Here is an 18,356-nt window from a genome sequence, read left to right on the forward strand (position 1 = left end):
AAGATGCGGCAAGACAAACTGCTCGAACTGCGCACCGCTCAATTTCGTTGGAATCGCTTGTCCCCACTGGCTTCCAGCCATTTGTGCCATCCAAAAAACCAGCACTTTAGCCGATTTGCCGGGACCGGCCCAAATCCGGTCCCGGCGTGGCTGCCAGACAAATTCGCCTTCCTCGAAAAACTCGCGACCAGTTGCGTAATCATTCGCCACAGCGAAAGCCGCGCAGTTCGAGGTGCAATTGGACGAGCCATGCACGCGGGCAGTCGCCGGCGATCAATGCGGGAAGATGCTCCTTTTGCGCGAGCTGAACCTTCTTTGCCTGCAAGGCCGAATAGAACGCTCGCCGCGCGTTCCAGCGCAGCAACAACATGACAAGCGATGCAAACACGAAGATGCCGCCCTGCCAGGGCAATTCGGGCGTGCCGTCGTCGAGCAGGCGAAACAGCAGGGGAACCCCAACACAGGGAACCATGGCGATTGCGGTCGAAACAGAAAACAGCACGACATTTGCGCGCAGGGCTGTCGCGGTACTGCCTTTCATGGAGTGAGTTCCCGCTGCCTATGACACTCATCTCATGTTGAACGCGCTTGGCTTACCTGACACTTACCGGAGCGTTACCAGATCGTCATGTGTCGGCGATGAATTCACTGAGATGCGGTGCCGGAGTAGTCGGGCAGCACGTTGGCATCTGTGGGCTTCGAAGACAGCTCGCGCGGTCTTTGCAGATACACGTCTCGTACGAACGAATACTGATCGATGGCTGCTTGCGAAAGCAGGTCTGAAGCGCCCAGCAGATCGGCGCGTTTGCTCACAAAGCGAGTGCCGGCCACTGATGCCTGGACGGCAACAGGTGCGGCCCCGAATGGGTTGAGCAGACCGCCGACGGCGATGTCGCTCACGTCCCGCACACTGCTCGGGCCGAATAGCGGCACGACCAGATAGGGCCCAACCGGCACGCCGTAGTGGGCAAGTGTCAGGCCGAAATCCTGATGATGCTTCGGCAGCCCCGCGGGCGTCGCCCAGTCGATCAGGCCGCCAATGCCTAATGTCGAGTTGAACGCAAGGCGCATTACATCTTCTGTCGCGTCCGTCGCCTTGAGTTGCAGCAGATCGTTGGCGAAGTTGCCGATATCACCAAGGTTGGAGAAGAAGTTGCGAACGGCGGTTTGCACCGGCGTCGGCGTTACCTTCTCATACGCGGTCGCCACGGGTCTGGCCACGTAGGTATCGAGCTTGTCGTTGAACGAATAAACCGCGCGATTCATCGGCTCGAGCGGGTCGCCGGCGGTACGTCGGGAACCCGTCGCGCATCCGTATAAGACCAGCGTTGTCGCGACCAACGCCAGGCCACTCAAATCACGTTTGTTCATGCGCAGTCTCCCGGCAGGGGATTTGACGATTGGGCCTGCGATGCACGCGAGCGCGTCGCCGCAGCCAGTCGAATGGATGATGAAGCCGGAGGACTTACTGCTCACTTACCGCCGAACGGCTGCGCGCAGACACCATTGGACCCTGTGTGTTCTTGCCCTGTGCGGTAAGTGTCAGGTAAGTCACGCTGCGACACCATTGCTGCTGGTGCGGCGACATCCAGCTCATCGGTCGCACGATTGAGCGGGTTGAGCCCAGGTCGATTTACCGAACCCCGTCTGGATTTCTCAATGACTGACCCGCTTGATATCGAAGTGGCGACGGCTCTCTTTTTGCCTCGGGCCGTCTGCCTGTTTCCCGCGTCCACCAGGCGGAGCAGCACACATGCCGGGTAGGCGGCGGGTACGCCGCGATGCGGCAGCGGGATGGATAGGGTTTGCTTTCGCCGTCTGCGCAGGCCTGAACGCCTGCTCGGTGCAATCTGCTTATGTGCAGCCCGCGCTTCAGGTTCATCCAGCCTGGGCGAACCAGATGCATGACGCGTCGGCATCGTCGCCGCCTGAAGATAAATGGTGGACCGCGCTCGGTGACCCGGTGCTGGATGATTTGATTGAAGCGGCGTTCGACAGCAGCCCGTCGCTTGCGCTTGCCGCAGCGCATGTCGCCGAAGCGCGCGCGATGCTTGGCGCCCAGACCGCTCAAAGCCGCCCGCATGTGTCTTTCAACGCGAGCGTCGAGCGCGCCCGCGTTCAGGGCGGAGGCGGCGGCATTGGCGGAAGTACGGGAGGCGGTGGCAGCACAGTGGTGGGCTCGGCAGTGACGGGCGGCCCGACGTTCGCATGGGAGATCGATCTGTTCGGACGCCTTCGACTGGCACAGTCGGCTGCCAGTAGTCGGCTGGCCGCACGTACGGCAGACGCGGCGGCAGCGCGCCTCCTGCTCGCCGCCCAGGTAGCCGGCACCGTGACTTCGCTGCGTGCGTGCCGGGTGGTCCTGAACGTCAGACGCCACGACATCGAGTCGCAGCAACGCGACCTGGTGCTGACGCGTCAGCGTGTTGCATTGGGATTTGCCGCGCCGGTCGACGAAAGCCGCGCGCTGAGTTCACTTGCCGATGCGCAGACAAGCCTGATTGCCCAGGACGAACTATGCGTGCAGGACACGGACGCGCTGGTTCAACTGACCGGTCTGTCTGCGGATGATCTTAACGCGCGTGCTGGCGCTGCCAGTCTCCTGCATGGACAGCGCAACGACGGTTGGTTCGCGTTTCGGGAAATGCCCGAAGCCGTGCTTGCGCTGCCTGCTAGCGTGCTCGCGAGCCATCCGGCCGTCATTGCCGCCGAGCACGAAATGGCTGCGACTTACGCGGAAATCGGCGTTGCGCGTGCCAACCGCCTGCCCGTTCTGAATCTGACGGCGGTGTTCAGTGGCAACTGGATCAGCGCGTCCGGGTCGACGTTGTCCTGGCTCGCGTGGTCACTGCTGCCCGCCGTTAGCGGACCGATCTTCGATGCCGGAGCGGGCTCGGCGTCTGTCGATGCCGCGAGCGCCCGTTACCTTGCCGCGCTCGCTACCTTGCGCGAAACCGTGCGGACCACCGCGCAGGACGTCGAAAACGCGCTGTCGGCGCAGGCGCATGCGCGCCAGCGGCTCACTGCGGCGGCGCACGCGCGCGATGCGGCTCAGGCGACGCTCGACGCGACCGAATCGCAATGGCGTGCCGGCGCAGTCAGCCTGTTCGTGCTCGAGGACACGCGCCGCAAGCGCGAAGCGGCGGACGAAACCGCAGTCGATGCCGCGCGTGCGAGCGTGCAGGCCTGGGTCGACGTGATCCGCGCATCGGGCAACGTCGCGACTTTTGCCGCCTCGCATTCTCAACCGGATTGATCCACCATGCCGCAGTCACTCGCTACCCGAATCGTGGGCTTTCGCCGTCACGCTACGACCAGGCGGCGCGCCGTCGCCGCAGTCATCGTTCTTGTCCTGCTCGCGGCGCTGGGCGTTGCGGTCGCGCTTCGCTCCCGCCCATCTGGCACCGCCCATACGAGCGCCGCAAGCGCGCTAACGGTCGCACTCCTTACGCCGCGCCATGAGCACTGGACCCGATCGATCGATGTGTCCGGCGCAATCGCGCCATGGCAGGAAGCGTCGATCCGTGCCCTGGTGACCGGCTCGCGCCTCGCTGAAGTGCGCGTCGACGTCGGCGAAGTCGTGAAGCAGGGTCAGGTCCTGGCCCGCTACGACACGGCGATGCTTCGTGCCGAGGTCGCACAGATGGCCGCTGCACTTGCGCAGGCCGAGGCGAGCGCGCAGCAGGCGAGCACCAACGAAACCCGCGCGCTGCAGATGAAGGACAGCGGTGGCATCAGCAGGCAGGACCTGCTGCAATACCGCACGGCGGCCGCGGTGACGAAGGCGCAGGTCGAAGTCGCGCGTGCGCAGTTGCAGGTCCGCAAGCTCGACTTGCAGAACGCAAGCGTCGTCGCGCCCGACGACGGCACGATCAGCGCACGCGCGGCTACCCTCGGCTCTGTGACACCGGTCGGCGAGGAGTTGTTCCGGCTGATCCGGCAGGACCGGCTGCAATGGCGAGCCGAAGTGACGGCCGCCGAGGTCGCGGCTATCAAGCCCGGTTTGCAGGTCTTTATGACATTGCCGGACGGCAGCGAGGCGCGGGGCACCGTGCGCCGGATCGCGCCGTCACTCGATCCACAGTCGCGCGTCGCCATCGTCTATGCCGATCTGGAGCCCGGCTCCGATGCGCGCGCGGGCATGTACACGGGCGGGCGCATCGCGTCAGGCGAAAGCGATGCACTGGTGGTGCCGGCCTCCGCGCTCGCCATGCACGATGGGCGCAGCAATGTGGCTGTCGTCGTCGAGCGAGGCGGCGTGCAGCGGGTCACGCTGCGTGAAGTGCAGACAGGCCAGCGCGAGGGCACGCGGATCGAGATCGTGCGCGGACTGGCCGACACGGAACACATCGTTCGGGAAGGGGCCGCGTTACTAAACGACGGGGATGTCGTGACGCTTGCGCCGGCTCCGGTATCGACGGTCAGTGAGGTGCCGCAATGAACTTCGCCACGTGGTCGATTCACCACCGGATCCCGGTCATCGTGCTGTTCATCTTTCTGTCGCTGGCGGGACTGTGGGGTTTTCATCGATTGCCCGTCCAGAACATGCCGGACCTCGATCTGCCTACCCTCAATGTCACGCTGACGCTGCCCGGTGCGGCGCCCGTCCAGCTCGAAGCCGACGTCGCCCGCAAGGCCGAAGACGCGCTCGCCACGCTGCAGGGTCTCAAGCACATCAATACGCACATTGTCGACGGACAGGTTCATATCCAGCTCAAGCTGATCATCGGGCGCAATCTATCCGATGCGCTGAACGAAGCAAAGGACGCACTCGACAGAATCCGCTCCGAATTGCCCGCCGATCTCGATCCACCGGTCGTGACGGCGGTCCGAAGCGATTCGGCACCGATCATGACGTTCGCGGTCGCTTCGTTCCGGCTCAACCACGAGCGCCTGTCGTGGTTCGTCGACGACACCGTCAGCAAGACGGTGCTCGCGGTTGCCGGGGTCGCGCAATTCGAGCGCGTCGGCGGCGTCACGCGAGAGGTGCAGGTGAAAGTCGATCCGGCCAGCCTGGCATCGGCGGGCGTGACGGCGGTCGATGTCTCACGCGCACTTCGTTCGATGCAGATGGATGCTTCAGGCGGCCGCGGGCGCTTCAGTGGCGGCGAACAGTCGATGCGCGTGCTCGGTACCGTGCCACAGGTGGCCGATCTCGCGCGCTATCCGATCGTTCTCGCCGATGGCCGCTCGATCAGACTCGATCAGGTCGCACGCGTCGACGACAGTTTCGCTGAGCCGACCCAGACCGCGATACTCGGCGAGAGGAAGGTCGTCGGGTTCAGAATCTACCGGGCTAAAGGTGCGGACGAGACACGCATCGCGACCGATGTCGAAGCGGCGCTCGACCGCCTTCACGCAGCAGACCCCACGTTCACATTCCAGCTGGTTTCCAGCGCCGTTGACTACACGAAAGAGCAGTACAAAGGGTCGATGGACATGCTCTACGAGGGCGCGCTGCTCGCCGTGCTGGTGGTGTGGTGGTTCCTGCGCGACGGCCGCGCGACGCTCGTGGCCGCTGCTGCGTTGCCGCTATCGATCCTGCCGGCCTTCGCCACCATGCAGTGGCTCGGCTATTCGTTGAACACACTGACGCTGTTGGCGCTGGCGGTCGTGATCGGCGTGCTGGTCGACGACGCGATTGTGGAGATCGAGAACATCGAGCGGCATGTGCAGATGGGCAAGCCCATCCTCCAGGCCGCAACGGACGCCGTGACGGAGATCGCACTGCCGGTGATCGCGACGACCCTTACGCTGGTCGCGATCTTCCTGCCGACCGCTCAAATGTCGGGTGTCCCGGGCCTGTTCTTCAAGCAGTTCGGCTGGACGGCGGTGGTCGCCGTGCTGATGTCGTTGCTGGTCGCACGACTGCTCACACCGATGATGGCAGTTGCGATGCTCAGGAACACGCCGCTTCATGGGCCGATTTGCGAGCGGGCGCCATCGCGACTGATGCAGCGTTATCTGCTCGTCGTGTGCTGGTGTCTGGCACACCGAAAGACAGCGCTGGGATTGACCGTGGCGTTTCTTGCCGGCTCGGTTGCGCTGATTCCCCTGATTCCCAGCGGCTTCGTACCGGCGTCCGATCGCGGTTTCATCGTGGCCAATGTCGAGTTGCCGCCGGGTAGCGCGCTCGACGCGACGCTCGCTATCGAGCGTGATGCCCGCCGGGCGCTAGGTGGCATTTCCGGCATCGAGCGCATCTTCAGCGTCGCCGGCGGCAACGCGACGACGAGCTTCGATTCGGCGCAGACGGCCGGCGTTCGCTTCGGCACGATGACCCTGATGCTGGCGCCGCGACGCGCCCGGCCGTCGCAGGCGAAGATCGAGGCAATAGTCCGGCAACGCCTCTCTGCTGTTCCGGGTGCGCGGTTTTCCCTCGGTGACGGCGGACTCGGTGAGAAGCTCGAGATCATCCTGGCCAGCGACAACATAGCGGCGCTGGCCGGGAGTGCAGCACGGGTAGCGCGTGAGATGCGCGGTATTCGCGGACTGAGCAACGTGGCTTCGTCGGCGAGCGTGGAGCGGCCCGAAATCGAGATCCGCCCCGATATGGCGCTTGCCGCTGAACGCGGCATCAGCACCGCGGCGATCGCCGAGACCGCGCGCATCGCAACCACCGGAGACTTCGACGCACAGCTCGCAAGACTCAACCTCGACGACCGGCAGATCTTCCTGCGCGTGCAGCTTGGCAATCGCGAACTGGGACGCGTCAGCTCGGTGTCCGGTCTGCGCCTGAAGGGCCGTGACGGTCCCGTACCGCTCGGATCGGTGGCGAGCGTCTCAGTGGGAAGTGGGCCTGCGGAGCTTGCGCGCTTCGATCGCAAGCGCTTCGTCCTGGTGTCGGCCGATCTCGGCGCAACCGCGCTCGGCGAGGCGCTGACGTCGGTCAGGGCGTTGCCGTCCGTGCGCGCGTTGCCTGCCGACGTCGAACTTCTCGAAGACGGCGACGCCGATACCATGGCCGAACTGTCGTCCGGGTTTGTCTTTGCGATCGCGACAGGCATTCTCTGCGTTTACCTGTTGCTCGTCGTACTGTTCAAGGACTTTCTTCAGCCGCTCACGATCCTGTCCGCGCTGCCGCTGTCCCTCGGCGGCTCGTTCGTCATGCTGCTCGCAACCGGTAGCGAACTCGACGTGCCTTCGATGGTCGGTCTTGTCATGCTGCTGGGGATTGTCACGAAGAATTCCATCCTCCTGGTCGAATACACGATCCGCAATCTGCAACTGTCGCAGATACCGCTCGTCGAAGCGCTGGTCGATGCGTGCGCGAAGCGCGCACGAGCAATCGTGATGACCACGGTCGCGATGACGGCGGGTATGCTGCCGATCGCGTTCGGCCTGGGCGCCGACGCAAGCTTCCGGCAGCCGATGGCCTTCGCAGTGATCGGCGGACTGTTGACCTCGACGGCGTTGAGCCTGCTGGTGGTACCCGTGGTGTTCTCTTACGTCGATGGATTCAGGCGTCGCGCTGCGCGTCTGTCAGGCCGCTTCACGCGACACAACGCGCGTTAGGCGACGGCCCAAGGGATTCGCGTCCTTGCGGTGCCCATATCCTTCATCTCTCCGTTCAGCGTATTTTTGGGTAAGTAACGAGTAAGTCGTCCGGTCCTAAAGTCGATCCCGTCTCATCCATCCACTTCAGGAACGACTGTGAAAAAAACTTTTCGCCGTGAGCACCAGCTACTGCTGGCCGTTGCTTCAGCGTGCGTGTATTCGGGCGCGGCCTGGGCGGACGGTGTCAGCGCGGAACCGCCCGACACCGACGACTCGGGCTTCACCGTGTTGAGCAACGCCACGAATGTGACCCATTGGGGCCTGGGGGTCGGAGCGGGTATCGAGCAGGCACCCTACAAAGGTTATGGCACCAGATTCACACCGATCCCGCTGGTTTCCCTCGACAATAAATGGGTGCATGCTTTCGGCACGACGGTTGACCTGAAGATCGGCAAATGGAGCAACGTGAGCTTCGCACTGCGCGGCAAGTTCGCGATCGGCGACGGATACAAGCAGTCCGATGCGCCGATCCTGAACGGCATGCAGAACCGCAACGGCGCCTTCTGGTATGGCCCGGCGCTCGCCTGGCGGACCGCATTCGGCACTCTTTCCGGTGACTTCCTGGCTGGTGGCAACAAGGGCGAAATGGCGAGCATCGACTTCAGCAAGTCCTTCGACTACGGCAACCTTTCATTCGAGCCGCACGTCGGCGCCGAATGGCTGAGCAGCAAATATGTCGACTACTATTACGGCGTGCGAGCATCGGAGGTGCGGGCAGGGCGTCCTGCGTATTCAGGAAAGTCGACCTACGACATGTCGGTGGGCGCGCGTGTCGACTACAGGTTCACGCGCCATCAGATTGTGATTCTCGACGTCGGCGCGTCGCATCTTGGTAGCGGCATCACCGACAGCCCGCTGGTGGGCAAGAGGTTCATTCCGCAAGCCAAAATTGGCTACCTTTATCAATTCAATTGAGCGCAACGTCATGTCGCGAGTTGCACTGATCGAAGACCACGAGCGCCTCGCAAGCATGGTGCGTAAGGCGCTGACGGAAGCGGGAATCGAAGCCGATCACTTCCGCAACCTCTCCGAGGCGAACTACGGTGTGAGCCGTGCCGACTACGCGGTGCTGATCATCGACCGCGGAATGCCGGACGGAGATGGGCTCACCTTTCTGCGCGAATTGCGTGGCGCGGGCCGGATGACACCGTGCCTGATGCTGACGGCTCGCGATGCTCTGCACGACCGCGTGGACGGCCTCGAAAGCGGCGCCGACGACTACGTGACCAAGCCGTTCGCCATGAGCGAGCTGGTCGCGCGGGTCCGTACGCTGATGCGCCGGCCGCCGGCTCTGGAGGAACTGGTGCTGTCGTTCGCCGACCTCACGGTGGATCCGCAGCAACGCAGGATGGGCGGTAGTGCCCAGTCGGTACCGCTTGCGCCTGCCGAACTGCAGATCATGCTATGTCTCGTGAAGGCAGCGGGCGGCACGGTTCGGCATGCTGCACTCGAGCATGCTGCATGGGGCCTCGGCGACGCGGTGACGCCTAACGCGCTGGAAGTGACGGTCCACCGCCTGCGCAAGAAGCTGACGGCCATCGGCACGACCACGCGGCTTGCGAATATTCGCGGTGCGGGCTTCGCGCTGCAACCGGCCTCGGGACAGACTGGTTCGCATGACAACCCGGGTTCGACAAGGAGTGGCGCATGAAACCTTGCCGCGCTGCAGGCCGATACAAACCAACGCCAGGTAAATCGCTGACCAATTGCATGCCCGTTCCACCCACAGCCAACCTGTACGGTTCTCATCATGCTCAATCACTGGATTCGAAGTCTGTCCGCGCGGCTGTGGCTGACCAGCGTTGCTGCGCTTGCCCTCAGCCTGACCGTGCTGGCCAGTATGGTTATCTACGTGTTCAATCATTTTCCCGAGCAGACACTCGGGCGGCATGAACAGCTTGAAAGCGTGACGGACATTGCAAACGGGCTCGTCTTCGACAGCGCTGGCCGTCCGGTTTCGGTACGGCTTCCAGAGGAGAGGGCGTGGCTTTTTGCGGCGGCACGCACTGAGCTCATGTACCGGCTGCTCGACAAGCGGGGCAATGTGCTACTCGCGTCGGACAACGCCCGGGAGGGCGCGCCATGGGTGGCCGGCGATCTGGCCGAGGCCGTGGGCAAGACTGCGGACGTAACGATAGGCACCAAGGCATTCGGCATTGTGACGCGTCAGGTTCCGCACGGGGATTCGGTCTTCTATGCGCAGACCGCTACGAGCGCACGCCTCGTCGACGCGATGATCGGCGCGAAGGTCAAGCAGATTCCTGCGATCGTCAAAGTCACCATCCTGGTTGCGACGATCATCTTCGGACTGACGCTGACGATATCCGTGCATCGCGTACTCAAGCCACTGAGGGAAGCGTCAAAGGCCGCGGCATCGATCACGCCGCGCAATCTGACGATGCGTCTGTCGCTGCAGGGTATTCCCAGCGAAATCAAGCCACTGATCAACGCCTTCAACGATACGCTTGCCAGACTGGAGAATGGTTTCGCTGTCCAGCAGCAGTTTCTGGCGTCGGCCGCGCACGAGTTGCAGACGCCGCTTACGTTGATCCGTGGCCAGATCGAACTGCAACCCGAGATCGAGCACAAGGAACTGCTGTTTCGCGAGATTGACCTGATGGCCCGCCAGGTCCGACAGTTATTGCATCTGGCGGAGGTTAGCGAATCGCAGAACTACAGCTTTGGGGAGGTGAGCAGTGTCGATGTCGCACAGGACGTCGTGTCCTATCTGGAGCGCAAAGCTGATAAAAAGCAGGTGAAGCTTCAACTTGACGCGGCCGTTGTGCCGTCGCCGATCTGGGCAGACGGGAGTGCGCTCTTTATCCTGCTCAAGAATATCGTCGAGAACGCAATCAACGTTTCGCCGCCCAATAGCGTCGTATCGCTGACTGTGGACAACGTCTCGATTCAGGTTCGGGACGCGGGCCCTGGCATCAGGCAGGAATACCTTCCATTCCTTTTCAAAAGATTCTGGCGTGCACCTGATACAAAGCACGACGGCGCTGGCCTCGGACTGGCCATCTGCAAGGAGATCGCGATTGCTCACGAATGGCGGCTGACGGTGAGCAGCCTGCTGTCGGGCACGAGTTTTATCGTCTGGCTTTAGAAACCATGACAAGGCGGCAGGTCTTGTCGCCTGATGCACGCCACCGCGTGTATGCATACGTAAACAGTCGTCTTTCTTCCGATCAGATTTGGGAGTTGTGCAGTGAAATTCTCACGTCGCCACTGCATTTTGCAGATAGCATCACTCGTTGTCGCTTGCGCTCCACAAGCGGGCGCCTTTGCCGAAACGGGCTCGGTCTCTGAGCGCGACCTGACAGCGCGATGGCTCAACTACCGGGACGACGCAACATCTGTCGATGAAGCCGAGCATCCAAAGTACATAAAAGGGCAGGTTTGCGCGAATTGTCGGCACTATAAAGGTCTTGCTTCTGACCAGTCAGGTCCCTGCACGATCTTTCTGGGTGAACGCGTCATGGCGAAAGGGTGGTGCAGCGTCTATGAAAAAATGGAGGGATGACCGAGTCCGACTCCACGGCAGCGGGTTTTTTGAATTGACGCCGGTCGCTGCGCAGCGCGTACCTACCCTGTCGAGAATGACTCCGACGCCTCATTGGCCGCGGGCAAGACGACGCACCATCTGAAATTGTGCAATCGTAGGCCGCATTAAATGTGTCACCGACGGAACCTCGAAATATCGGGCCAACGCGCCCTTACAGTGACACTTTTGCTTGCAGTCCGAACGAAATAAAAGCGTCAATTCGCATAAGTCCGCATTAAATTTGTCACTTCGCGTCCTACACTTCGAAGCCCGTCCGTAAGGTCCTGATCTTATGGAAAATTTCCTGCACATCGCGGAGCCGGTCGCGCTTGCCCGCCCGCGTGGCGCGCACCGGTTCGAAGCCTTCAGTCCGAAGCTGGCCCGACGGCTGACGTTTTACAGGCGCGCCTTGCTTGAGCAGTGGCTTCTGCTCGAAGCGGATCCTGCGGTGATCACCTTTTGCGAGCGGCCCGGTTATGTGCATGTTGACGGGCAGCAGCGCCTTGCCGACTTCTTGGTCCGTTACGTTGATCGACAGGAGGAGTTAGTCATCCTTGATGATTTGCGTGCTGATGACCACACCGCAAAATTCCACCGCGATCTCGATGGAGCAGCACTGTCCGTCCGGAGGGTGTCGGCGGCCGACCTCGCTGCCGCGCGGGTGTGGATCGACAACTGGCAGCGCATGCTCCCGTGCGTTGTGGCGAACCGGGGCCTTGTTTCACCATCCCTGCCGCGAGCGATCGAGCGCTTCCTGACCCATCCCCGGAAGTTGCTTGCGATCGAGCGGGAGTTTTCGACCGGAGATCCGGTGCTGGTCCGCACGGCCGTATTCGGGATGTTGCATGCCGGGCAGCTCAGGGCGCCGGATCTGCACACCCAGGCCCTCTCACTTCTCACTTCGTTTGTTACCGCGGAGGCAAACTCATGAGCCGCCGCAAGCCGGAGCTGCAGGCAATCGATCTGGCGACATGGCCTGCCGTTGCTTACACCGACTTCGATCACGAAGCACAGCGCGCGTTTGAAGCGCGCATGCAGGCGCTGGTATGTTATGCGCGCGGCGAATCGCTCAAACAGATCGAACAGTCTACTGGTGTCGATCGACGCCAGTTGTATCGCTGGCTTGAACGGGCCTTATCACCGCATCCGGATGGGCGGCCGTTTGGGTTCCGCGCCCTGGTGAGCTATGTGCGGATCGCCGAGTATGTTCGTCTGAGTCCAGTGCGAATACGTGGCGAGCGAGGCAGTTGCGGCGCCGCGGGCGCGCTATCGCAACTTTTCGAGCGCTACCCGACGCTCGCCGCGTGGCTGCTGCTGCAGGTCAGACAGCGTCGCGTGCTGCTCGAGCAGATCAACACTGACGGGCGATTGCAGACCCGCCTGCGAGGGCTGCAGCCGCTGCATGACGAATTCCTTCGCCAGTGTCGCGCGGTGGGCCTCACGGCAGCGGACTACCCGTTCAACACGGCGGGGCGCGCGATCCGTTCGCTGTCGCAGCGGCTGAAGGCGGAAATGCTGCGCAGTTTCGGTGCCGCCGCGCGCTCGGCGGGCGCTTCGCATCTGAAGGGGTTGCCACATAGGGATGACGGCGTGGGGAGTCCTGCGGCGACACGTCCCTATCAGGTGGTGGAGTTCGACGGTCACCGGCTCGATATCCGGTTAAAAGTGGTCGTGCGCGATCCGCTCGGCTTTGAACACGAATTCGAAATGGCGCATCTGTAACCGGCGTCGACGGGCCGCTTTCGAGTGGCGCGAAGGGCGCTTGGTTCGCAGAACCGCGTGGGCTGTCGAGAGCGTGAGACGTTGCAAGAAAGTCGATTCACGGCATGACGAGATCCTGGCGACCGTTATCGTCTGCGTCGGTGACCGAGTATTGAACAGCGTTCTGTATCACAGCAACTGTGTTGCTGACGTGCCTTCGCAATGCGGGACCGGCTTCGGACCTCACCGGAACGGGCAAGGTCAGTGTGGCCAACGGCCTGGTATTCCAACGGCGCTTTTCGACGCCACCACAGCTGATGGTCAACCACTACTTGAAAAACGCGATTTGATAGTATTAACTGCGCCAAACCAGGTAACAAAATGTAACGGTTGGGTAGGCGATTCAGTGACCGCCTATGTAATGCGAAAAATCCGAAGACCGGTGAGATTCAAAAGAAGCTGCGACCGGCTACTGTGATATCTGCACTGAATGCCTTTGCGGGGGCCCTTCATGTACATCGTCATTTCTGACGGCACTATGCTCGGTGAACGTGTCGTCCGCAAATCACACGAATTGAGCTGTGTCTGAAGAGAAAACGTTGCCTCGGGTTGTCCGTATTGTCACTTCAGTCAGTGCGCAGTTCCCGTATCAAGGTCCATATAGTCTGGCCATTGAAAATATCGGCCCGTAAGGCTGTGGCCTATTGCTTCCGGCAACTCGGGGGCTGCGTTAATGGTAGCGCGGTTTTGGATTGGGTAGACCCGCAACTTTCCCACAAAGCCAAATGGTTGGGAAAGCCAATCGTTAAGGACGCGCAGAAAGCGGCAACCGTTATTGGTATTGGTCACGACAGACACTACGCGCTTGATGCCGTGGGACTTGTATCGGCGTGCAAAGCTGATGGATAGGCATGACGCGTTGGTTCGGTCGCGACACATTATTCGGTTTGAAAGGAAATAACAGAACGTCCAGACAAAAGCCTAGCTTCGTTTTACCGCTACTCCGTCGACGCGAATACAAACCAAAGGAGCGCAAAGTGCGCCTACTTGTTGCTGGATTTCTCATGAGCCTTCTAATGTCAACAGGTCTTTCGAAAGCTGATGCTGCCACCTCCTCCACGGAGGTGGTGATTGAGGCTGGCGTGGCATCAAATGCTCACTCGGCGAACATTGCCCCGGACAACGGTATCGTCCTGGCCGGGGACAACTGGGCGACTCGCAGTGCGTGGGCTGTCAGGACCGATTGGGAGGGACATCCGCAGTGGCGTATCGACATTCCATCAGAGGATCCACAGAGAACCTCTGCTTCTGGATCTAAATTCAACAGTTCAACGATTCTGCAAGACGGTACGACGGTGCTGTGTGGCCACATCGGCGTTCAGAGAGTTGCCCCTCAGCCAGCATTTCTGGTTCTCGTTAGCGCGGATGGCATCAAACTGAAGGAAAAAAGACTCTTCCCATCGGGCAATGAAGCCTTCAGGGTAAACGATATCTTAAAATGCATTGCGCGGAATGGCGGGATCATCACGATTGGACGCGCTATAAAATATCGACCGATTAATGTCATGCCACGAATCGACTATTTTTATTGGATCGCCTTTCATGACACGAGCGGTGAATTGAAATGGGAACGAACGCTGCCGATCGGTATCGAGCGGCTCGAGCAAATCGATTCGATTACGGCGACCAGTGACGGGCACATCGTGTTTTGCGGCGAGGGTGCCAACCAGGCCGAGTTTGTCAGCATCGGCATCGACGGGGCGGTCTCGGCGCGTTTGACTCTCCCGGGCCGTTATCTTCTCGTACAGACGGCCGTAGACAAGGAGGCTGTGCAGATCCTGTCGAGAACAATTGGGAAGCCTTGGGAACTGCTTACGCTTGACAGTCAGCTACGGGTTTTGCATCGCACGGTCTCTGGTAGAACGCTCGACACGGACGTCAGTGCCGCATGGGCGACCACTGCTGAGGACATCCTAGTGTTCGGAGAAGCAATCCGCGACTCTGTTCCGAAGGAGGCCACAGTTGTCGAGGCAAACCGGGCCTTGCAGTCATTTTCAACCCTTAACGTGCCATCTCTCGCGGATTCGCATTTTATTGATGCCGTGGCTTACAGTCATACTGATCGCAAGTTCGTCATGGCGCACGTCTACTATCGGCCAAACAAATCAGATTCACCGATCGGAACATCACTAACGTTTCTTCAAAATAACTGAAGCGGGGTGTTATCGTGACGAATTCTGTGAGCGAACTTGATGCAGCGGAATTATCGCTTGATGCATATGGCCGGGGAGACGCAATTCCTGCTGGCTGGAGCAAACTAGGTGTGCCGTTTGAAGCGGGCGTCAATAGCACAGACAGCGCGGCAAGCGACACACCGGTCCGGCCAAAGAACTCAACCCGGGGCTGAACGGGAACCTGAATAAATGGCGGGACCTCTATCATTCGTTGCCCGCTGCCGGCACTCAGGCCCCGGACCAATAGGCGCAGGAGCAGGCATATACCCGGTCTTCGCCGCGCTACCGCCCGCTGCTGGACAGCGACGTTCGGCATGCGCAGAGGGCAGAAGCACATCGATTGACGTCTTCGCTCGCCGTCGTCAGTGGCAGATTTTATTCGCGGACTGTAAGTATTTGAATTCGCTTGATTTAATCGTGATATAGGAAGGCAGGTGTGTGAGGTGACAGTTTTTTGCCGAAACGGTGACACTTTCAATGCGTTCTACGGCTCCCGTTGAATGACGAGGCGGATTGCCTCGCCCTTCACATGAAAACAGAGTGGGTTTCCTCTCCCGGACCACTAACGTTGAGCCGTAGCCCCATTACCGCGCGAGCGGTTTCGTCCACTGGCCGAACTGAGCCTTATGATGAGCGGCTCAGTCGACCCTCAGCGGACCGTCGGCTGGGCACCACCGAATCGGCCGCTTCCAGCGGTACAACAGTCCTTCACACCTGCGAATCGCTTGACCAGGCATCTGCCGATGCCGGCGTTCGCGCATCGGAGCTGGGACATCTGCTCACGACGCTGCACCAGTTGCAAGACCGCAGTCGCGAGGCGCGACGTCTTCTCAAGGTGCGTGGCGTCATTCGACTCCGAACAGACATGCGCCTCCCGTATCAGCTTCATTGTCTGCGGGTCGTCGATGACCGTCTCGGGGAAGTACAACGTCCCCGAGAAATCCTCGCCGTCGTCCTTGAGCAGGCCGATGAGGCCTGTTGTCGTCATGTACACCATCCGGTAGTCCCATCCGGCCTCCGTAGCGGGGCGACCTCCATGCAAGTGGCCAGAATTGATCACGCAGATCGTTCCTGCCGGCATGATGATCCGCTGCCCTCGGCTCTCGAGATAGGCTTGGGCGCCACGCCAGCCGGCTTCTCGCGCGCCCGGCTCTGGAGCAGGTAGACCCCCGCGAGAATGGCCGCCATCGCGATCAGATCGAGCGGGCGCATCGGTTCGTGGCCAATCGACAGTCCCAACAGCAAGGCAATGACAGGCGGGATATACGTCACGCTGGAAGCCGCGACCGCGCCGAGCCGCCCGACAATGTAGTAATACAGGATGTAGGCAATCCCCGTTCCTGTCAGCCCGAGACCCAGGACGAGCCCAAGCGCTGCTCGCGTGTCACCTGTTACACGGGCCATGCCGTGGAAGTCTGTGACGCAACTCACTACGACAAGCGCGAAGCCGATCTGCCATGTCGAAAGCGCCAGTGGCGAGAGGTCGAGGCCGGAGAGAAAGCGCCGCGCGTACACGAACGAGCATCCGACGCTGAGTGAACCGGCGACCATATAAAAGACTCCGAGCAAATTCACGCCGCTTGCATGGGCATTCCATGGCCGCGCAATCATCAACACGCCCACGAAGCCGCTCAAGATGCCAAAAATCGTCCGCGCAGTTGGGCGTTCCAGGCGCAATAGCGCCCATGCGGCGAGGAAAGAAAACAGCGGGATCGCTCCGCTTAGCATGCCCGCCACGCTGGATAGCAGCAGCGCCGCCCCCTTCGCGAACGCGTAGTAGTAGACCACGGTGGCAAGCAGCGACATTACGAGGAAATGAGGTGCGTGACGCAAATGGCGCCATTTCAGCTCGCCCCTGATCAGCGCCATTGCCAGGATAGGCAGGAAGCCAAACAACGTCCGGAGAAAGACGATCTGGGACGCCGATAGGTCGACGCTCGCCCATTTCATGAACATGAAGTTGGTGCCCCAGATGAGGCCGAGCGCTGCAAAGGCGAGGTAGGCAGGGTTCATGGCGACGAACTCGAAGAATGTTTCCAGTCTTCATTGTCGTTACGCCGCCGATGCGGTACAAATGATTAAATTTTCCCAATGCAATAGGAAAACTACGCCATGAGACCCATCCCGCCCATGAAGGCCTTGGTGGCTCTGGAGGCTGCAATGCGGCTCGGCAGTTTTACTCTAGCCGCCGAAGAGCTGAGCGTGACGCCCGGCGCGGTCGGCCAGCAAATCCAGAAGCTCGAAGCGTGGCTCGGCGTCGCCCTGTTTGTGCGGCAGATAAGGCAGGTGACGCCGACTGCCGAAGGCCGCGCGTATTTCGCGCGGATCCAGCCGGCGCTCGCGGAGATCATCCATGCAAGCCGCCGCTTGCGGGAACGTCAGAACAAAGGCCTGCGGCTTTCGATGCCGCCGAGCTTTGCCGCAAAGTGGTTTGCTCCGCGCATGGCGGACTTGCTGCAGGCGCACCCGGGAATCGCGCTGAGCCTTTCGACGTCCACCACGCTCGTCGATTTCGAACTCGATGCCGTCGATCTCGCGATCCGATATTTCAACGGCGCCGATCCGCAGCTTTCAGTTCAACTGCTTTGCCCCGATGAGGGGCGCGTCTACTGCAGCCCGGCTTACGCGAAGAAGTGGAAATTGAAGCGACCCGAAGACCTTCGATCGGCGACGCTGCTCCACAACACGTTGCATCCGCACTGGTCGGCCTGGTTGACGCGCTTCAGCAATCTTGGCGAAGTGCAGATCGAAGCGATCGCCAGCATTCAATTCGATCAGTCCTTGATGGCAATCGAAGCAGCCGTGCGCGCGCAAGGGGTGGTCCTGACAAGTCCCATCCTCGTTGAGTCCGAGCTTGCTCAAAGGTCGCTTGTCGAACCGTTCGGCAAAGCGCTGCCACTGCCGAACGGATACTATCTGGTACACCCCGATGCGGACGAACTTCAACCAGGCGTGAAATCGCTGAAAGCGTGGATGGTCGAGAAGATGGCTGCCGGAAGCATTCTCCTGGATTCCGGCCAGGCAACACATCGATGAATAGAAGCCATTTCCCCGTGAACGGCGCTTTACCCGACAACAACGGACGCTCTTGAGTTGGAAGTGACGGACCGCTCATGGCCCGACTGCAGCCTGACGCCAAAGGTGCCGAAAGCGTTTCGCTAAAAAGCCATCGGATCATTTTGTTACACCTCTTACCGAGGTCCGAACTGGCGAGTTACAAAAACCTTTCGGAGGGCGGTTATACTCGGCGCCGTCCCAAAAACTAAAGACCTTTTATGTCGAAGAGAATCTTCCAGATTGTTGCCATTGCAGCGCTCACC

14 protein-coding genes and 1 pseudogene are annotated in these 18,356 nt (G+C 60.9%); 11 read left to right on the forward strand and 4 right to left on the reverse strand.

Features of this window, described 5'->3' with window-relative positions; all coding sequences use genetic code 11:
* Window positions 1-199: 199 nt before the first annotated feature.
* Both P3T21_RS19165 and P3T21_RS19170 read right to left on the reverse strand, forming a co-directional pair.
* The gene (locus P3T21_RS19165; protein WP_429257508.1) at window positions 200-541 is read right to left on the reverse strand and encodes a hypothetical protein; all 342 of its coding nucleotides are present in this window, start codon (window positions 539-541) and stop codon (window positions 200-202) included.
* Between the two features lie 104 nt (window positions 542-645).
* A complete protein-coding gene (locus P3T21_RS19170; RefSeq protein ID WP_429257509.1) occupies window positions 646-1,371 on the reverse strand; it encodes an MlaA family lipoprotein in 726 nt (241 codons plus the stop codon).
* Window positions 1,372-1,753: 382 nt separating this feature from the next.
* On the opposite strand from P3T21_RS19170, the gene P3T21_RS19175 reads away from it, so the two are divergent.
* The 10 genes and pseudogenes from P3T21_RS19175 to P3T21_RS19220 all read left to right on the forward strand — a co-directional run bounded on the left by P3T21_RS19175 (window position 1,754) and on the right by P3T21_RS19220 (window position 15,015).
* Window positions 1,754-3,256: an efflux transporter outer membrane subunit gene (locus P3T21_RS19175; RefSeq protein WP_429257510.1), complete on the forward strand. Its 1,503-nt coding sequence runs from the start codon at window positions 1,754-1,756 to the stop codon at window positions 3,254-3,256.
* A 6-nt stretch (window positions 3,257-3,262) separates the two neighbouring features.
* Window positions 3,263-4,441, forward strand: a complete 1,179-nt coding sequence (locus P3T21_RS19180) for an efflux RND transporter periplasmic adaptor subunit (RefSeq protein WP_429257511.1) — start codon at window positions 3,263-3,265, stop codon at window positions 4,439-4,441.
* Entirely contained in the window at window positions 4,438-7,515 is a 3,078-nt protein-coding gene (locus tag P3T21_RS19185; RefSeq protein ID WP_429257512.1) for an efflux RND transporter permease subunit, read from the forward strand. The genes P3T21_RS19180 and P3T21_RS19185 overlap by 4 nt, the downstream gene beginning before the upstream one ends.
* Before the next feature lie 195 nt (window positions 7,516-7,710).
* Window positions 7,711-8,472, forward strand: a complete 762-nt coding sequence (locus P3T21_RS19190) for a MipA/OmpV family protein (RefSeq protein ID WP_429257513.1) — start codon at window positions 7,711-7,713, stop codon at window positions 8,470-8,472.
* A gap of 10 nt (window positions 8,473-8,482) precedes the next feature.
* The gene (locus tag P3T21_RS19195; RefSeq protein WP_429257514.1) at window positions 8,483-9,208 is read left to right on the forward strand and encodes a response regulator transcription factor; all 726 of its coding nucleotides are present in this window, start codon (window positions 8,483-8,485) and stop codon (window positions 9,206-9,208) included.
* Between the two features lie 99 nt (window positions 9,209-9,307).
* Complete coding sequence (locus tag P3T21_RS19200; RefSeq protein ID WP_429257515.1) at window positions 9,308-10,663, forward strand: ATP-binding protein; 1,356 nt, start codon at window positions 9,308-9,310, stop codon at window positions 10,661-10,663.
* A 102-nt stretch (window positions 10,664-10,765) separates the two neighbouring features.
* On the forward strand, window positions 10,766-11,080 hold the full coding sequence (locus tag P3T21_RS19205) for a high-potential iron-sulfur protein (protein WP_429257516.1): 315 nt from the start codon (window positions 10,766-10,768) through the stop codon (window positions 11,078-11,080).
* A gap of 313 nt (window positions 11,081-11,393) precedes the next feature.
* The gene (locus tag P3T21_RS19210) at window positions 11,394-12,032 is read left to right on the forward strand and encodes a hypothetical protein (RefSeq protein ID WP_429257517.1); all 639 of its coding nucleotides are present in this window, start codon (window positions 11,394-11,396) and stop codon (window positions 12,030-12,032) included.
* Window positions 12,029-12,811 (forward strand): annotated as a pseudogene (locus tag P3T21_RS19215) (helix-turn-helix domain-containing protein); the annotation flags it as partial. The gene P3T21_RS19210 and the pseudogene P3T21_RS19215, both read left to right, overlap by 4 nt.
* 1,067 nt (window positions 12,812-13,878) lie before the next feature.
* Window positions 13,879-15,015 carry a hypothetical protein gene (locus P3T21_RS19220; protein ID WP_429257518.1) on the forward strand — a complete coding sequence of 379 codons (1,137 nt, stop codon included), beginning with the start codon at window positions 13,879-13,881 and terminating at the stop codon, window positions 15,013-15,015.
* Window positions 15,016-15,685: 670 nt separating this feature from the next.
* On the opposite strand, the gene P3T21_RS19225 is transcribed toward P3T21_RS19220, so the two are convergent.
* Window positions 15,686-16,117, reverse strand: a complete 432-nt coding sequence (locus P3T21_RS19225) for an AraC family ligand binding domain-containing protein (RefSeq protein WP_429257519.1) — start codon at window positions 16,115-16,117, stop codon at window positions 15,686-15,688.
* Complete coding sequence (locus P3T21_RS19230; RefSeq protein ID WP_429257520.1) at window positions 16,093-17,049, reverse strand: DMT family transporter; 957 nt, start codon at window positions 17,047-17,049, stop codon at window positions 16,093-16,095. Before P3T21_RS19230 ends, P3T21_RS19225 begins: the two co-directional genes overlap by 25 nt.
* A 99-nt stretch (window positions 17,050-17,148) precedes the next feature.
* Between P3T21_RS19230 and P3T21_RS19235 the strand changes: the two genes are divergently transcribed.
* Window positions 17,149-18,072, forward strand: a complete 924-nt coding sequence (locus P3T21_RS19235) for a LysR substrate-binding domain-containing protein (RefSeq protein ID WP_429257521.1) — start codon at window positions 17,149-17,151, stop codon at window positions 18,070-18,072.
* The last annotated feature ends 284 nt before the right edge of the window (window positions 18,073-18,356 follow it).

Origin of the sequence: Paraburkholderia sp. GAS334, from assembly GCF_050436625.1 — a bacterium.
In the GTDB taxonomy this organism is placed as follows: domain Bacteria; phylum Pseudomonadota; class Gammaproteobacteria; order Burkholderiales; family Burkholderiaceae; genus Paraburkholderia.

Bases quoted from the DNA above. Each gene is read 5' to 3' on its own strand.
- P3T21_RS19165 (WP_429257508.1), bottom strand. From the start codon at position 541: ATGAAAGGCAGTACCGCGACAGCCCTGCGCGCAAATGTCGTGCTGTTT.
- P3T21_RS19170 (WP_429257509.1), bottom strand. From the start codon at position 1,371: ATGAACAAACGTGATTTGAGTGGCCTGGCGTTGGTCGCGACAACGCTG.
- P3T21_RS19175 (WP_429257510.1), top strand. From the start codon at position 1,754: ATGCCGGGTAGGCGGCGGGTACGCCGCGATGCGGCAGCGGGATGGATA.
- P3T21_RS19180 (WP_429257511.1), top strand. From the start codon at position 3,263: ATGCCGCAGTCACTCGCTACCCGAATCGTGGGCTTTCGCCGTCACGCT.
- P3T21_RS19185 (WP_429257512.1), top strand. From the start codon at position 4,438: ATGAACTTCGCCACGTGGTCGATTCACCACCGGATCCCGGTCATCGTG.
- P3T21_RS19195 (WP_429257514.1), top strand. From the start codon at position 8,483: ATGTCGCGAGTTGCACTGATCGAAGACCACGAGCGCCTCGCAAGCATG.
- P3T21_RS19200 (WP_429257515.1), top strand. From the start codon at position 9,308: ATGCTCAATCACTGGATTCGAAGTCTGTCCGCGCGGCTGTGGCTGACC.
- P3T21_RS19210 (WP_429257517.1), top strand. From the start codon at position 11,394: ATGGAAAATTTCCTGCACATCGCGGAGCCGGTCGCGCTTGCCCGCCCG.
- P3T21_RS19220 (WP_429257518.1), top strand. From the start codon at position 13,879: ATGTCAACAGGTCTTTCGAAAGCTGATGCTGCCACCTCCTCCACGGAG.
- P3T21_RS19225 (WP_429257519.1), bottom strand. From the start codon at position 16,117: ATGCCGGCAGGAACGATCTGCGTGATCAATTCTGGCCACTTGCATGGA.
- P3T21_RS19230 (WP_429257520.1), bottom strand. From the start codon at position 17,049: ATGAACCCTGCCTACCTCGCCTTTGCAGCGCTCGGCCTCATCTGGGGC.
- P3T21_RS19235 (WP_429257521.1), top strand. From the start codon at position 17,149: ATGAGACCCATCCCGCCCATGAAGGCCTTGGTGGCTCTGGAGGCTGCA.